General features: G+C 33.9%; 12 protein-coding genes. 4 read left to right on the top strand and 8 right to left on the bottom strand.

The window, feature by feature from the left end; genetic code table 11:
• Positions 1-339: 339 nt before the first annotated feature.
• Entirely contained in the window at positions 340-1,794 is a 1,455-nt protein-coding gene (locus V6624_RS03825; protein ID WP_012024227.1) for a glutamate synthase subunit beta, read from the bottom strand.
• Positions 1,795-1,891: 97 nt separating this feature from the next.
• Positions 1,892-6,409, bottom strand: coding sequence for a glutamate synthase large subunit (gltB, locus tag V6624_RS03820; protein WP_338840896.1), 4,518 nt, complete (start codon positions 6,407-6,409; stop codon positions 1,892-1,894).
• 415 nt (positions 6,410-6,824) lie between these two features.
• Here gltB and sucC point away from each other — a divergent pair, with 415 nt between their 5' ends.
• Complete coding sequence (sucC, locus tag V6624_RS03815) at positions 6,825-8,018, top strand: ADP-forming succinate--CoA ligase subunit beta (protein ID WP_111287952.1); 1,194 nt, start codon at positions 6,825-6,827, stop codon at positions 8,016-8,018.
• A gap of 270 nt (positions 8,019-8,288) precedes the next feature.
• On the opposite strand, the gene V6624_RS03810 is transcribed toward sucC, so the two are convergent.
• Positions 8,289-9,086, bottom strand: a complete 798-nt coding sequence (locus V6624_RS03810) for a DUF5694 domain-containing protein (protein WP_111287674.1) — start codon at positions 9,084-9,086, stop codon at positions 8,289-8,291.
• 220 nt (positions 9,087-9,306) lie between these two features.
• On the opposite strand from V6624_RS03810, the gene V6624_RS03805 reads away from it, so the two are divergent.
• Positions 9,307-10,347, top strand: a complete 1,041-nt coding sequence (locus tag V6624_RS03805) for a sensor histidine kinase (protein ID WP_111287672.1) — start codon at positions 9,307-9,309, stop codon at positions 10,345-10,347.
• 3 nt (positions 10,348-10,350) lie between these two features.
• Positions 10,351-11,058 (top strand): LytR/AlgR family response regulator transcription factor, encoded by a 708-nt coding sequence (locus V6624_RS03800; protein WP_111287670.1) that lies wholly within the window; start codon positions 10,351-10,353, stop codon positions 11,056-11,058.
• A 154-nt stretch (positions 11,059-11,212) separates the two neighbouring features.
• On the opposite strand, the gene V6624_RS03795 is transcribed toward V6624_RS03800, so the two are convergent.
• Genes V6624_RS03795 through V6624_RS03780 form a run of 4 tightly spaced genes read right to left on the bottom strand, consistent with a single transcriptional unit; the run spans position 11,213 to position 14,588 of the window.
• On the bottom strand, positions 11,213-11,680 hold the full coding sequence (locus V6624_RS03795) for a DUF1456 family protein (protein WP_111287668.1): 468 nt from the start codon (positions 11,678-11,680) through the stop codon (positions 11,213-11,215).
• A 35-nt stretch (positions 11,681-11,715) separates the two neighbouring features.
• Entirely contained in the window at positions 11,716-12,750 is a 1,035-nt protein-coding gene (locus V6624_RS03790; protein WP_111287666.1) for an aminotransferase class I/II-fold pyridoxal phosphate-dependent enzyme, read from the bottom strand.
• A gap of 1 nt (position 12,751) precedes the next feature.
• Entirely contained in the window at positions 12,752-13,762 is a 1,011-nt protein-coding gene (locus V6624_RS03785) for a dipeptide epimerase (RefSeq protein ID WP_111287664.1), read from the bottom strand.
• 28 nt (positions 13,763-13,790) lie between these two features.
• Entirely contained in the window at positions 13,791-14,588 is a 798-nt protein-coding gene (locus V6624_RS03780; RefSeq protein ID WP_111287662.1) for an alpha/beta hydrolase, read from the bottom strand.
• A 57-nt stretch (positions 14,589-14,645) separates the two neighbouring features.
• On the opposite strand from V6624_RS03780, the gene V6624_RS03775 reads away from it, so the two are divergent.
• On the top strand, positions 14,646-15,047 hold the full coding sequence (locus tag V6624_RS03775) for an excinuclease ABC subunit B (protein ID WP_111287660.1): 402 nt from the start codon (positions 14,646-14,648) through the stop codon (positions 15,045-15,047).
• Here the strand turns inward: V6624_RS03775 and uvrB are convergent.
• On the bottom strand, positions 15,044-17,035 hold the full coding sequence (uvrB, locus tag V6624_RS03770) for an excinuclease ABC subunit UvrB (RefSeq protein WP_111287658.1): 1,992 nt from the start codon (positions 17,033-17,035) through the stop codon (positions 15,044-15,046). The genes V6624_RS03775 and uvrB overlap by 4 nt on opposite strands.
• Between the last annotated feature and the right edge of the window lie 12 nt (positions 17,036-17,047).

The raw sequence follows: 17,047 nt of genomic DNA, 5'->3' as shown, positions 1-17,047 counted from the left end.
CTCGAAGTGGAACGGAGAGATATAGCCGAAAGCGGTAACCATGTTTATTAAGATGCCTATTGTGATGCTTTAAAATGAGAAAATTTTTCCGCCACGAATTCACGAATTTGACTAATTCTAAAATGCTGTTGAAATTGTTTTGTCATGAATTTCACGAATTAAGAGAAATTAAAAAAATAGAAATTCGTGAAATTTAAAGGAAAGAATAGTTTTTAACATCATATATGAATTAAAGTAATTCGTGAATTCGTGGCGAAAAAAAATTATAGCAAAAACAAAACCCCTGAATTATTAATTCAAGGGTTTGTTAGTAGTATGTGTTGTATTTTTATTCGGTTTTTATAGGCTAGGAAGATCTCCTTTTCCTTTAGTAGGCAAGTTTGTAGATCCCATAAGGAACAAATCTACTTCTCTTGCTGCTTCGCGACCTTCTGAAATAGCCCACACGATTAATGATTGTCCTCTTCTCATATCACCTGCTGTGAAAATGTGAGGAACGTTTGTCTGATAGTTATGTGCTTTATAGTTGCTTCTCATATCAGTTTCGATTCCTAATTGCTCGCTTAATGTTTTCTCTGGACCTGTAAATCCAAGAGCTAATAAAGCTAAATCGCAAGGCCAGATTTTCTCAGAACCTTCTTTTTCAATTAATTCAGGACGCTGACCTGGAGTCATTTTCCATTGAACTTCAACCGTTTTTAATCCAGTTAATTCGCCTTTGTCGTTAGAAATAAATTCTTTTGTGTTGATCAACCAGTTTCTGTCACAACCTTCTTCGTGAGAAGAAGATGTTTTAAGCTGCAACGGCCAGAAAGGCCAAGGAGTTGATTCGCTTCTTCCAACTGGAGGTTTTGGTAAAATCTCAAAGTTAGTTACTGATTTAGCTCCGTGTCTGTTTGAAGTTCCAATACAGTCAGAACCCGTATCTCCACCACCAATAACGATTACATCTTTACCAGTTGCTTTAACCTGATCTGGAATTGATTCTCCGTATAAAACTTTAGTTTGTTGAGTCAAGAAATCCATTGCTTGAACAACGCCTTTGCTTTCGATTCCTTTAGTTGGCAAGCTTCTTCTTTCTGTTGCTCCTCCGCATAAAACGATAGAATCAAATTGGTTTAATTCTTCTACACTGAAGTTAACACCAACATTTACGTTAGTTTTGAAAGTGATTCCTTCTGCTTCAAGAATTGCTACACGACGATCGATGATTCCTTTTTCTAATTTGAAATTTGGAATTCCGTAACGTAATAAACCTCCAATTGCATTGTCTCTTTCAAAAACAGTAACGGTGTGACCCGCTCTGTTTAATTGTTGAGCAGCTGCAAGACCTGCAGGTCCTGAACCAATAACAGCAACTGTTTTTCCAGTTCTTGTTTTTGGCGCTTGTGGTTTGATCCATCCTTCAGCAAAACCTCTTTCTACAATGCTTTTTTCGATGTTTTCGATAGAAACTGGATCTTTGATGATTCCTAATACACATGATTTCTCACATGGAGCAGGGCATAAGCGTCCTGTAAATTCTGGGAAGTTATTAGTAGATTGTAAAATCTCTAATGCGCTTTGCCATTCTTCCTGATGCACCATGTCGTTGAAGTCAGGAATTAAATTTCCTAACGGACAACCACTGTGGCAAAAAGGAATTCCACAGTCCATACATCTTGATCCTTGTTCTTTTAATTTATCTTTTGGTACCGGAATAGTAAATTCGTTGTAGTTAGAAACACGTTCTGCTACTGCTAAATTACTTTCATCGGCTCTGTTATATTCTTTAAATCCGCCTATTTTACCCATGACATTTTTATTAAATTTAGTTGTGAGATGTGAAATGTGAGAAGTGAGTTGAGAAGCTCAACCTTTGTACCTCTGCACCTTTGTAACTCAGAACCTTTTAATCAGCTATTAATTCTTCTATTTTTTTCTCTTCTGCAATTCTTTGTAATGCTTTTTTGTAATCAGTTGGCATTACTTTTACGAAGTGCTGTTGTTGGTTTTCCCAGTCTGCTAAAATTCTTTTTGCTAATGGACTGCTTGTGTACAATGAATGATTTTTGATCAATTTTCTTAGTTTAGTAACGTCCTCTTCTTCCAACGGATCGAATGCAACCATTTCCATGTTACAAACTGTTGAGTCGAATTTCTTATTTGGATCGTAAACATAAGCTACACCACCGCTCATACCAGCTGCGAAGTTTCTTCCTGTTTTTCCTAAAACTACTACTGTACCACCGGTCATGTACTCGCAACCATGATCTCCAATTCCTTCAACAACTGCTGTTGCTCCAGAATTTCTCACACAGAAACGCTCTCCGGCCATTCCATTAATATAAGCCTCTCCGGTAATAGCTCCGTAAAGGGCAACGTTTCCAATAATGATATTATCTTCAGGTTTGAAAGTCGCTGTAGGAGGTACTTTTACAATTAATTTTCCTCCAGAAAGACCTTTTCCTAAATAATCATTACAGTTTCCGTGAATTTTAAATGACAATCCGTTTGTTGCAAAAGCACCAAAACTTTGTCCGGCAGAACCTTCAAAATCAACTAAAATAGTGTCATCAGGTAATCCTTGTGCGCCGTAGATTTTTGAGATTTCATTACTCAAAATTGCACCTACAGAACGGTCTGTATTTTTAATTTTAAAGGTTACTCTTGTTTTCTCTTTTCTATAAATAGACGGAATCGCTTCTTTGATGATGTCAAAATCCAATACATTTTCAAGTTGGTGATCTTGAGTAGTTGTATTATGATTTGGCTCTGTTTTCGCTTTTTCCGGTTTGTATAGAATTGATGACAAGTCTAAACCATTTGCTTTATAATGTTTGATGGCTTTGTTCACATTTAATTTTTGTGACTGACCTACCATTTCTTTTAAAGTTCTGAAACCTAATTGAGCCATGATTTCTCTTAACTCTTCAGCAATAAAATACATGAAGTTGATTACGTGCTCTGGAGTTCCTTTGAAATTCTTTCTCAATTCTGGATCCTGAGTTGCAATACCAACTGGACAAGTATTTAAGTGACAAGCTCTCATCATGATACATCCAGAAGCTACAAGCGGCGCAGTTGCGAAACCGAATTCTTCAGCTCCTAATAAAGCTGCAATAGCAACGTCACGACCTGTTTTCAACTGTCCGTCGCACTCTAAAACTACACGGCTTCTTAAATCGTTTAAGATTAAAGTCTGCTGTGCTTCGGCTAAACCAAGTTCCCATGGAATACCTGTGTGCTGTAAAGATGTTAACGGTGCAGCACCAGTTCCTCCGTCATAACCAGAAATTAAGATAACGTCAGCTTTTGCTTTGGCAACACCGGCAGCGATGGTTCCAACTCCAACTTCAGAAACTAATTTTACGTTAATACGAGCTTCACGGTTTGCGTTTTTCAAATCGTAAATCAACTGAGATAAATCCTCAATTGAGTAAATATCGTGGTGAGGAGGAGGCGAAATCAAACCTACATAAGGTGTAGAGTTTCTAGTTTCAGCAATCCAAGGCACTACTTTTTCTCCAGGTAACTGTCCACCTTCACCAGGTTTTGCTCCCTGAGCCATTTTGATTTGGATTTCTTTAGCGTTTGTCAAATAGTTGATCGAAACACCAAAACGTCCCGAAGCAACTTGTTTGATTGCACTGTTTCTAGAATCTCCGTTAATTTCTTTCTGGAAACGTTTTGGATCTTCTCCACCTTCTCCGGAATTACTTTTTCCGCCAATTCTATTCATTGCAATCGCTAAATTCTCGTGTGCTTCTCTAGAGATAGATCCGTAAGACATTGCACCCGTTTTGAATTTCTTTACAATTTCTGTCCAAGGTTCTACTTCGTCAATAGAAATTGGATCTAGGTTGTTGAATTCAAATAAACCTCTAATAGTCATTAAGTTTGAGCTTTGCTCGTTAACGGCATTTGAGTATTCTTTATAACTTTCTGGGCTGTTTAAACGAACCGCTTGTTGTAATTTAGAAATAGTGGTTGGGTTAAACATGTGTTTTTCACCACCACGTCTCCATCTGTAAATACCTCCAATTTCAAGAGAAAGCAAACTTGCTACTTTTGAATTTGGGAAAGCTTTTTGGAAACGTTTTTTAACTTCTTTTTCAACTTCCATTAAACCAATACCTTCAATTCTTGACGGCGTGTAAGGGAAGTATTTAGATGTAAATGTTTTGTTTAAACCTAAAATCTCGAAAATTTGAGCAGCTCTGTATGAATGTAAAGTAGAGATACCAATTTTGTTCATGATTTTCACGATTCCTTTTGCGATCGCTTTGTTGTAGTTTACAACTGCGTAATCTGCTTTTACTTTTGTAATGAAACCTTTTTCAACTTGATCGTGAATGATTTCGTTTACCATGTAAGGATTGATTGCACTTGCACCGTATCCGAACAATAAAGCAAAATGATGAGGTTCTCTTGGTTCTGCAGATTCAATGATGATTCCAAATTTAGAACGAACCTGTAAAATGTTCAAAGAGTGGTGAATGTAAGAACAAGCCAATAACATTGGAATTGGAGCAAATTCTTCGCTTACACCTCTATCAGACAAGATGATGATGTTGCATCCTTCTTCAACTGCTTTAAAAGTAGCCTGAACACATTTTTCAAGAGCGCGCTCTAAACCGTTAACTCCTTTTTCTATTTTATATAAAGTAGAAATAGTTGCCGATTTGAAATCTGCGTGATCGATATTTCTGATTTTATCCAAATCCTCGTTAGAAATAACTGGATTTTGGATTTTCAATTTTTTACATTGTTTCGATTCAATTTCGAAAATATTGAAATCTCCACCAATTGCTAAACTGATGTCGGTAATAATTTCTTCACGAATACCATCTAACGGCGGGTTGGTAACCTGAGCAAATAATTGTTTGAAGTAATTGTACAACAACTGTGGCTGATCTGAAAGAACTGCCAAAGGTGTATCGTTACCCATAGAACTGATTGCTTCAGCTCCGTCACTACCCATTGGGTTGATGATCGTTTTTAAATCTTCAATTGTATAGCCAAATAATTTTTGTCTTGTTACGAAATCTAATTTTTCAACAGGAGTAGGGTTGTTTGTGTACGGAACTTTAGATAATGGCAATAAGTTAGCATCAATCCATTCTTGATACGGACGTTTTGTAACTATCGCTTTCTTAACTTCTTCGTCTTCGATGATACGGCCTTCGTTCATGTCAACCAAGAACATTTTTCCTGGCTCTAAACGTCCGTGCTGAATTACATCTTCTGGATCGATGTCTAATACACCAATTTCAGATGACATAATTACGAATCCGCTATGAGTTAAAGTATAACGAGATGGACGCAAACCATTTCTGTCTAGTAAAGCTCCAATTACGTTACCATCTGTAAACGGAATAGAAGCTGGACCATCCCAAGGTTCCATGATACAAGCGTTGTACTCATAGAAAGCTCTTTTTTCTGGAGACATTGTTTGGTGTTTTTCCCAAGCTTCAGGAACAACCATCATCATTGCCTCTGGAAGAGAACGACCAGTCATTAATAAAAGTTCAACCACCATATCCATAGAAGCAGAATCTGATTTTCCTTCTAAGATAATTGGGAATAATTTTTTAATATCATCGCCAAAAACTTTGCTTTGCATAAGCTCTTCACGAGCACGCATACGGCTTACGTTTCCACGAAGTGTATTGATCTCACCATTATGACACATGTATCTAAACGGTTGAGCTAAATCCCAAGATGGGAATGTATTAGTAGAGAAACGTTGGTGTACAAGCGCTAAACGAGTCACCAAGTCTGGATCTTTCAAATCTATATAATAACGGCTGATGTCTTCTGGCATCAATAAACCTTTATATATTATAGTAGTTGTCGATAAACTAGTAAAATAAAACATGTGGCTTTCAGAGGTTTTAGATCCTCTTACGGCATGTTCAGCAATTTTTCTAGCTGCAAAAAGTTTTGCATTAAATTCTTGTTCAGTTAAATCTTGTCCGTTTTTAGAAACGAAAACTTGTTTAACTGTTGGTTCTTTTTCTGCGGCGATTTGCCCTAAATTTTCAACGTCAACAGGTACATCTCTCCAACCTAAAACTTTTAAGTTCTGGTCTTTAATAGTTGCCTCAAATGCATTAATACAAAAAGAAACCTGGTTTTTGCTTTTTGGTAAAAAAACCATTCCTACTGCATACTCACGCGCTTCTGGGATTTCAAAGTCACAAACTTTCTTAAAAAAATCATGAGGGATGTCGAATAAAATTCCGGCACCATCTCCCGTTCTTCCATCAGAACTAACGGCACCACGATGTTCCAATTTAATTAAGATGTCTAATGCTTTGTGAATAATATCATTTGACTTAATACCATTCAAATTACAAATAAATCCCGCACCACAATTGTCGTGTTCAAATTCAGGCAAATAAAGCCCTTGTTCTTTAACTTTCATTCTTGATATTTTTTCTACAAAAATAAAGATTTCGTTAAACATAATGTAGTGAAATTATATATTTGCTTTCATTTTTACTGGAATATTAGAAAAAGGGTTCTTAAATGATAATATTCTTGATTAAAGCATTGCGAATTATTAAAATCATAATTGCGATTAAAATATATTAAGAAAAATCGTCGCTTAGGTATTGATATCAGTGAAGTTTTTGTTAAATCTCAAACGTTTTAGCGGTTTTGTGTTAACTTTTTAGATACAATTGTTTAATGATTTTTTTTCTTTCCATTTAAATAGATGAATTATCAATTAAAGAGTAGTTATTAATTTAAAAAAGATTTTACTTTTCAGTTGTATTTTGTTACTTTTGTCGCACTTTTATTCTGAAATAAATTCAGAACCAGACAAATTCTATATTATGAACATACACGAATATCAAGGAAAAGAAATTTTAGCGAGTTACGGAGTACGCGTACAACGCGGAATCGTGGCTAATAATGCAGTTGAAGCTGTGGCCGCTGCAAAACAATTAACTGCCGAAACTGGAACAGGATGGCATGTAATTAAAGCACAAATTCACGCAGGTGGTCGTGGAAAAGGTGGTGGAGTTAAGCTGGCAAAAAACTTACAACAAGTTGAAGAGTTAGCAGAACAAATCATCGGAATGCAGTTAATTACTCCTCAGACTCCGCCTGAAGGTAAAAAAGTTAACAAAGTATTAGTAGCTGAAGATGTTTACTATCCTGGAGAAAGCGAAACTTCTGAATTTTATGTTTCTGTTTTATTGAATAGAGGTACAGGACGCAACATGATTATGTATTCTACTGAAGGTGGAATGGATATCGAAGAAGTTGCTGAGCACACTCCACACTTAATCTTTACTGAAGAAATCGATCCTTCTGTAGGTTTACAAGGTTTTCAGGCTAGAAGAATTGCTTTTAACTTAGGACTTTCTGGAAACGCTTTCAAAGAAATGGTGAAATTCATCGACGCACTTTACAATGCTTATATTGGTTCTGATGCTTCTATGTTTGAAATCAACCCAGTTTTAAAAACTTCTGATAACAAAATCTTAGCGGTTGATGCTAAAGTAAATATCGACGATAACGCTTTATACAGACAAGCTAAATATGCTGAAATGAGAGATATCCGTGAGGAGAATCCAATTGAAGTTGAAGCTAAAGAAGTTGGTCTTAACTATGTTGACCTTGACGGTACTGTAGGATGTATGGTAAACGGAGCTGGTCTTGCTATGGCAACTATGGATTTAATTAAATACGCTGGTTTTGAGCCTGCTAACTTCCTTGACGTAGGAGGAACTGCTGATGCAAAACGTGTTGAAACTGCTTTCAGAATTATCTTGAAAGATCCAAACGTAAAAGCTATCTTAATTAACATCTTTGGAGGTATTGTTCGTTGTGACCGTGTTGCTCAAGGTGTTGTTGATGCTTACAAAAACATGGGTGACGCTATTAAAGTGCCAATTATCGTTCGTTTGCAAGGAACAAATGCTGAAATTGCAAAAGAATTAATTGACAACTCTGGTATGCCAATCTTATCTGCAGTTCAATTCCAAGAAGCTGCTGACCAAGTTAAAGCTGCACTTTCTTAATTAAAATAAGAAATCAATTTATATAGAAATCCCTTCATGTATGAAGGGATTTTTTTTGTAGTCAATTTAACCGCAAAGTTCGCAAGGTTTTTTGTCAAGGATTATGAATACAAACGTAAAGTTAGCAAAGCTGTATGTTGAAAATAGCCACTAATTCACGAATTATTTTCAAAGATTGTAAAAAAATAAAATTCGTGAATTCGTGGCTAAAAAAAAAACTTTGCGAACTTTGCGTAATTCTTTGCGCTCTTTGCGGTTAAATCATCAAGTTTATTTCAAAACTGTAGATAGTTCTACAAGTTCAAATTCTGGATCGTGTGTTATAAATTCTCTAATCAATGCTGCATGACCTGCGCCGACTAAAATCATTATTTTATTATCTGTATTTTCCGTTAATTTCTGAATTAAAGAATACATATATAAGTTTCTTTTGTACCAATTTGAAACTAAAGACGGTCCGGTAAAATCATCTGGATTTCCAGCTCTGTTGGCTACTTCCAAATACCATTGAATATTTTCATTTTCGGATTGTTTTGTATTGTAATACAGCATCATTTCTTGTAAGGAGCTTTTTCTAATTTTTTCGTTATGTTTTTTTTCGAAACTTGCAGTTATCGCTTTATTCTTCTCCATTAAGTCCTTCTGGTTTGATTTTTCCATTGCCATCATTAAACTGTCATATGGGAAAGATGTATAAAGATTCATTCCGTATAATTTTTTATGATTCAGTTTCTTCGCAGTGCGAAGTGCCAGTTGTGTTATTTCGCTTTTATTAGTTTTAAAAAGACTGTCGGTATTTTTATTATAAAACTTGTCTAAGTCGGCTTGTTTTTTAAATTCCCATTCCACAAATATTTTATCAGGACCAAATTTTTTGATTTTTTCACTCATTATTTCGAGTTCCTTTTGGCTGTTCTCAGACATAATGTTGAAATTATTTAGTTGAGCAACGTCAAGACCTGGATTGGCGTAATGAAAAGTTCCAACCAATAGAATCTGCTTTTTCTTAGTTTGAGCAGAAGTTAAGTTTAATGTAATAATTGCGAGTAATAAAATGATTTTTTGCATGACGGTTTGTTTTTAAATTCATGACAAATCTATGCTGTCTTTTAACCTCTATTTTTTGTTTTTGATGAACGAAGGATTTCATTTGACTAACTGCTTAAATTTCTATTTCAAAATGTTCGTGTAACATTTTTGATAGTTCATCCCAAAAAAAGTATGTTTTAAATAAATATAATTTTCTATTTAAGGCTTAATTGTATTTTTGGATTAATTATCAAAAATTATGAAATCAAAAATTCCCTTTTACTATCATATTATCTTTTTCGTTTTATTATTTCTAACCTATATTTTCTGGGATATTGGGCTAAATAATAGAGATATAAAAATAGTCGTAAAAGCTATTTATTTAGGGATTACTCCAGCTTATTTATTGGCAGTTTTTATTATCTACATTCTCAATTTTTATTTCTTTTGTAATTGGTTTTTAAACAAAAAAAAATTATTGTTTTATATTCTAACAATTCCAGTTTCATTATTACTTTTTACGGCTGTTCGTTATTTTTTGGAAGAAGTTGTTATGTATAATATTACTGGAATACACAACTATTATGATGAAGCAAGAGAAATAACCTATTACATAAAAGATAATTTTTTCTACGGATTGCCGGCTGTAATTTTAAGTGCATTAACTTTTTTGTTTTGGCAGTTTCATACTACGCAACATCAAAATCAGGAGTTGCTTTTGGAGAATAAAAAAGCCGAATTTCAAATACTAAAAGCTCAGGTTAGTCCACATTTTTTGTTTAATACATTGAATTCTTTTTACAGTCAATTAATCTTAAAAGATGATGAAATGGCTGCAGATGTTCTGGTTCTCTCTGATTTGCTTCGATACGTAATTACAGAAACCGACAAAGATGAAGTAATACTTTCAAAAGAAATTCAATTTATTCAAAACTATATTCATTTACAGAAAAAACGATTCGAAGATCAGCTTTATCTTGATTTTTCTGTTGAAGGAAATTATACAAACGAAAAAATTCTTTCTTCAGTATTAATTCATTTTATAGAGAATGTTTTTAAGCATGGAAAATTTAACAATGAGGAAGAAAAAGCTGTTATTTCAATTAAAGTAAAAGAACCATTTTTAGAAATATCAACTTTTAATTATAATGTTGGAGGCGAAAATTATTCGTCAACCGGAATTGGTTTTGAGAATCTAACAAAAAGGCTCGAATACACATACAAAAATCAATTTCAACTTGAAAAAACAGAAGAAAATAATACCTTTAAAACTTACTTAAAAATACCACTAAAGAAATAATTTATGGCTTTTAAATGCATAATTGTTGACGATGAACCGCCTGCAACTCGAATTTTAGAAAATTACATCGGGAAAGTAAATTTTCTAGAAAAAGTCGGTGTTTTTAATGATGCATTAAAAGCATTAGAATTTCTAAACTCACAATCTGTAGATGTTATTTTTCTAGATATTCAAATGCCTCAATTAACAGGTTTACAGATTTCTAAAATCATTTCTAAAGATATAAAAGTCATTTTTACAACGGCTTATCCAGATTTTGCTTTAGAAGGTTTTGAGTTAAATGCGGTTGATTATTTATTAAAACCAATCTCGTTTGAACGTTTCTATCAGGCAGTTTCAAAATTGAATTCAGAGCCTAAAATAGAAATTTCAAATCAGAGCAATTTGCCAGATTTTCTTTTCGTTAAAACAGATGGAAAAAATAAATTTCAGAAAGTATTTTTGACGGATATTTTATATGTAGAAAGTCTCCAGAATTATGTTTGTATTCATACTTCAAAACAGCAGATTATAACGCATTCATCTTTGAAAAATGTAATTGAATCTCTTCCAGAAAATGAGTTTATTCAGATTCATAAATCGTATGTTGTTTCTCTAAAGCATATCGAATCGACAGATAATTTTTCTGTCTTTATAAAAGAAAAAGAATTACCGATTGGTGCAACTTTTAAAGAAGCTTTTTTTGATAAAATAGAGGAGAATAAGATATAGATTTTTAACTGCAAAGCACGCAAAGATTTTTTACTTAGGATTGAGAATACAAACGCAAAGTTCGCAAAGCTTTATCTACATAACTTTGCGAACTTTGCGTTTATATTTAGTCTTTTAAGTAAGAATCTTGCGTTCTTTGCGGTTAAATCCTCAATTACGATTTTTTCTTATTGCCGTTTTTGAAAACTACTTTTTCTACCACAACTGGTTTTCCATTTCCTTTTGGGAATGCTTTCTTTTTAGGTTTTCCAGATGCTGAACCTGACTTTGATGAACTTTGATCACCTCTATATTTTTCAGAATCTTTTGGAGCAGCTTTAAATTCTGGTCTTTCTTTAGAAGTTTCTTTCTTCGGAATTTCAGCTTTATGTTTTGCTAAAACGTCGGTTGGATTTTTAGGATTTTCTTTAGTTCCTCTCAAATGAATTACCAGTCCGTTTAGGAAGTTTCTCAAAACTTGATCGCCGCATTCCATATAATTTGGATGATCTTCGGCTCTAAAAAAAGCGCCAAGTTCTGACTTTGTAATTCTAAAATCTACTAATTCTAAAATCTCAACGATTTGGTCATCACGGAGCATCAAAGCCACGCGAAGTTTTTTAAGTATATCGTTATTCGTCATTGTTTTATTTTTTACAAAGGTAGTTTTTAAAATGATTAAAATCGAGAATTAAAATCATTTAAAACTCCGACTAGTTTATCTAAATCTTCTTTTGTATGATTTGCTGTTATAACAATGCGATTCAGTGGTTCAGCTTCTTTGGTGTATTTAAAACTGGCAATAATTATATCTTCGTTTTTTAAGTTATCGACTAATTCTTTAGACAGTAAATAAATTAAAGGATAACTATTGTCAAACTTAATATTTTCATTTCGAACTAAAATCGAATCGATATAAATTAAATTATCAAGCAGTTTTTGGTGTTGTATTTTATAAATTTCTGAAGCATCTGAAAGTGTTTGTACAAAAGCAGGATTCATTCCGGCTGCACTCGTAAAAGTTTCAATTTCTTTTATTTCGTTAATAAATTTAGAATTCGAAGCAATAACACCGCCCGTTAATCCGAAAGCTTTTCCTAGAGATGAAACCAAGATTTTTCTTTTAATTGGAAATGGAATTGTAGCATAAATTCCAGAACCATTTTCTCCCACAATCCCTAATGAATGAGATTCATCAATAACCAAAGTAATTTCTTTTTGATTTGAAATTTCTTTTAAGAAAGACAAATCAACAGGGTTAGTTTGAAATGAAGGAACTCCATCAGTTAAAATAACTATTTTTTCAGGTTTTGAATCTAATAAACGATCATTCAATTTTTCATTTATAAAAACTGGAAGACTATTTTCTATCTGGATAGCCGAATGAATTTCGTTTAAATGAAAAAAAGTATCAGTTTGTTTTTTCAATTTTTCCAAAACCAATTTTCCCGCCAGCATTCCAGAAGAAACCGTAACAGTATCTTCAGAACCAATGTGTTTTGCTAGAAATTTTTCGCCTGCATTATAAGCGCTTAATTTGATGTTCGCAGTTCTGGAACTTCCATAGGTTGTTCCCCATTTTAAAATGTTCTGAACTACTAAATCTTGAAATGTTGCATTTGTTGGAAGTCCTAAATAGGCAGTTCCACCAAAGTACAAATACTGTTTTTGGTCAATTTCAATGATTCGATCTGGAAATTTTTCGACTATCATTTTATAGCAATGTTACTCCAGTTCCGTTAAGATTTGAGTAATTGATAATACCGTCTTCAATTGTTACGCCTGTTGCAATATCTTCAGACAAGAGTAAAGCGCCGTCCATATCGACATAATCCAATTGAGGAAGTAAATGCGCAATAGCAGAAATTCCAACAGTAGATTCGGTCATACAGCCCACCATAGTTCTTAAGCCTAATTTTTTGGCTTCTTCAATCATGCGTTTTCCTGGAGTTAGTCCGCCGCATTTTACCAATTTTACATTTACGCCATGAAAATGGTTGAAACATTTCGCGACATCTTCTTCAATAATACAGCTTTCGTCAGCAATTACAGGAAGTACAGAATGTTTGAAGACTTCTTTGTGTCCTTCCCAATTGTCAGCTTTCATAGGCTGTTCTAGAAATTCAACGCCCAATTTTTTTAATTCAACCGCATTATTTATCGTTTCATCAACCGTCCATCCGCAATTGGCATCAATTCTAAAAATGGCGTTTGTGTGTTTTCTCAGTTCTTTTACAATAGCAATATCTTCCTTTGTTCCTAATTTAATTTTATAAATTGGCCAAGGCAGTTCTTTCATTTTAAAAACCATTTTTTCGATAGAATCAATTCCGATAGTATAATCTGTCAGTGGATTATGATCGGTTTTGTAATTCCATAATTCGTATAATTTTTTGCCTTTTTTACGTGCATACAAATCATTATATGCCAAATCTAAAGCGCACAAAGCAAACATATCGTCTTTTAAATATGGATGCATTTTGGACCAAAATTCTTCTGGAGTTTCATTTTCGGTATTTTCAATAATGCTTCTGATTTTTTCTAAATCACTAATCATCATTGGAACTGTAATATGGTAATACGGATTTGAAGTGGCTTCTCCAAAACCTGAAAAACCATCACTTTGTAATTCTACGATCAAAGAAGGCTGTATATCAATAGATTCTCTAGAAATAGTGAAAGTGTGTTTTAGTTTGAGATGGTATTCTCGTAAAATTAATTTCATTTTTATAGAAGTATTTTTTATTTTTTAATTAGTAACCAAGCCAAAGTATTGCTTCTGCAAAATGATCGCGCCACAATTTTTCATTATGTTCACCACCTTTTATAATTTTAGTTTTATCGAGATGAAGGCAATAACAGCGTTTCGTATCTAATAAACGCTTCATTTTAGTTAAATCGTTTACCATGTCATCACTTTCTTTATCGCCACACAGAAAATAGATTTTAGTTTTGATTTTAGGTTGTTTTTCTGTGAAAGTATAAATCTCAGGAGAAAACCAAAACGATGGTGAAAAAACGCCCGCTTTACCAAAAATATCAGGATATTTTAAAGCGCCATAATAGGAAACCAATCCGCCAAGCGAACTTCCAAAAAGAATCGTGTTTTTAGCTTTTGTTTTGGTTCTATAATTTTTATCAATATACGGTTTTAACGTTTTTACAATGAAATCTAAATAATTATCGGCATTTCCTCCGCCGTATTTTTCGTTTTTGAAAGGAGTAAGTTCATCGATTCGTTTTTCATTTCCATGTTCGATTCCCACAACAATTACGGGAGCTTTTAAGCTGTCAAGTTTTTCGTCTACATTCCATTCACCAGAATAAGAAGTTTTAGCATCAAACAGATTTTGAGCGTCGTGCATATAAATGACGCTGTATTTTTTCTTTAGATCTTTTGAATAATTTTCAGGAAGATAAATCCAGATTTTTTTTGAAGTATGGAGTTGAGGAGCTTCAATTGAAAAAGTAGAGACATTTTTTGAAGCCGTACTTTGTGCTTTCCCTATAAATGTAAATAGAAGTAAAAATGCCAAGAAAATCCTCTTCATTATTCGTGTTTTGTATTTTTATTTAAAAGCAATATTTTAGCTAAAAATAAGAAATTGATGAATACAGAAGCAGAAAAAAGAAGTTTACTTTTAGAAATGATTATGTTCGCCACTGTTGACGGACATTTGCATAAACGTGAGCTTGATTTTTTAAAACTTGTAGCTTTAGAATTGAACATTAGCGAAGAAGAATTTCAAGATTTATTTCATCAAGAAACGAAAGCAATTCCAATAAAATCAGAATTGCAACGTATAAATCAGTTTTATAGACTTGCTTTATTGATGCATATTGACGGAGTTTTACACGAAAAAGAACATAATGCCATTCAGGAAATTGCTTTAAAAATGGGATTAAATCTTTCGGCGGTAAAACGTGTTTTGGAAATGATGAAAAAAGCACCAAATACTGTAATTAGTCCGATTGTATTACTGGAAGTTTTTCAGGAACAGCATAATTAAGCGAGCTGTTCCTGTAATTTTTTAATTTCGTCACGAAGTTTTGCTGCTTGTAAGAAATCCAATTCTTTAGCAGCTTTTTCCATCGATTTACGTTTTTCGCGAATCATTTTTTCCAATTCTGTTTTAGATAAATAGGCAGTTTCAGGTTCTGCTGCAACAGGAATTGGATGACCTAACTCATATTCAACCAAAGGATTTTTGGTAAATGCGCTTTCGATTTTTTTGTTTAAAGCTTGTGGCGTTATATTGTTTTGAACGTTGAAATTAATCTGTTTTGTTCTCCTATATTCCGTTTCATCAATTGTTCGCTGCATACTCGCCGTAATTTTATCAGCATACAAGATTGCTTTACCGTTTAAGTTTCTCGCCGCACGCCCTATAGTTTGTGTTAACGAACGGTGATTTCTCAAGAATCCTTCTTTATCAGCATCTAAAATAGCAACAAGCGAAACCTCTGGTAAATCTAAACCTTCACGAAGTAAGTTAACCCCAATAAGAACATCAAAAATACCTTTTCGTAAATCCTGCATGATTTCGATACGCTCTAAAGTATCAACTTCAGAATGTATGTAACGGCATCGGATGCTTACTTTTGTTAGGTATTTTGCCAATTCTTCTGCCATTCTTTTAGTTAAAGTTGTAACTAAAACTCTTTCGTCTAATTCGCAGCGAACTTGAATTTCTTCAATCAAATCGTCAATCTGGTTCAAACTCGGACGAACTTCGATTACTGGATCTAATAATCCTGTTGGACGAATAATCTGTTCAACATAAATACCATCTGATTTTTGCAATTCATAATCAGCTGGAGTTGCAGAAACATAAATTACTTGGTTCTGTAAAGCTTCAAATTCTTCAAATTTCAAAGGTCGGTTGTCCATTGCTGCAGGAAGACGGAAACCATATTCTACCAAGTTTTCTTTACGGCTTCGGTCACCTCCATACATGGCGTGAACTTGCGAAACGGTCACGTGACTTTCGTCAACCACCATTAAATAATCACTTGGGAAATAATCTAATAAACAGAAAGGTCTCGTTCCAGCTTCACGGCCGTCGAGATATCTTGAGTAATTTTCAATTCCAGAACAATATCCTAATTCGCGGATCATTTCTAAATCGAAATTGGTTCTTTCTTCTAAACGTTTCGCCTCTAGATGTTTTCCTATTTCTTTAAAATAATCTACTTGTTTTACCAAATCTTGTTGAATCTGCCAGATTGCACCTTGTAAAACCTCTGGAGAAGTAACAAACATATTGGCTGGGTAAATAGTCAGTCTTTGGAATTTCTCTATAACCTGAGAAGTTTTTGCATCAAATGCTTCTATTTCTTCGATTTCATCTCCAAAAAAGTGAATTCGATACGCATCATCGGCATAACTTGGATAAACTTCAACTGTATCTCCTTTAATTCTGAAAGTTCCTGGATTAAAATCGGCTTCAGTTCTCGCATATAAACTCTGAACTAAACTATGCAATAATTTAGTTCTTGAAATAACCTGATCTCGTTTAATTTCAATTACGTTTTTCTGAAATTCGACAGGGTTTCCAATACCATAAAGACAAGAAACAGAAGCGACAACCAAAACGTCGCGACGTCCTGAAAGTAGGGAAGAAGTGGTGCTCAAACGCATTTTCTCTAATTCTTCATTGATAGATAAATCTTTTTCAATGAAAACTCCAGTCACAGGCATAAAAGCTTCAGGCTGATAATAGTCGTAATAAGAAACGAAATACTCAACAGCGTTATTTGGAAAAAACTGTTTGAACTCCGAATACAATTGCGCTGCTAAAGTTTTGTTATGAGCCAAAACCAAAGTGGGTCTTTGCACTTCCTGAATAACATTGGCAACGGTAAACGTTTTTCCGGAACCGGTAACTCCTAATAAAGTTTGATATTTTTCTCCGTCGACTACACCTTGCGCCAGTTTTTGTATGGCTTGTGGCTGATCTCCTTTTGGACTATATTCTGAGGAAACTTGAAATTTCATTTGCGTTGGCTG

The organism is Flavobacterium ginsenosidimutans (assembly GCF_037478105.1).
Lineage (GTDB): Bacteria > Bacteroidota > Bacteroidia > Flavobacteriales > Flavobacteriaceae > Flavobacterium > Flavobacterium ginsenosidimutans.
Note: the sequence above shows the minus strand (reverse complement) of the source record. Positions and strands in the feature narration are given on the sequence as shown.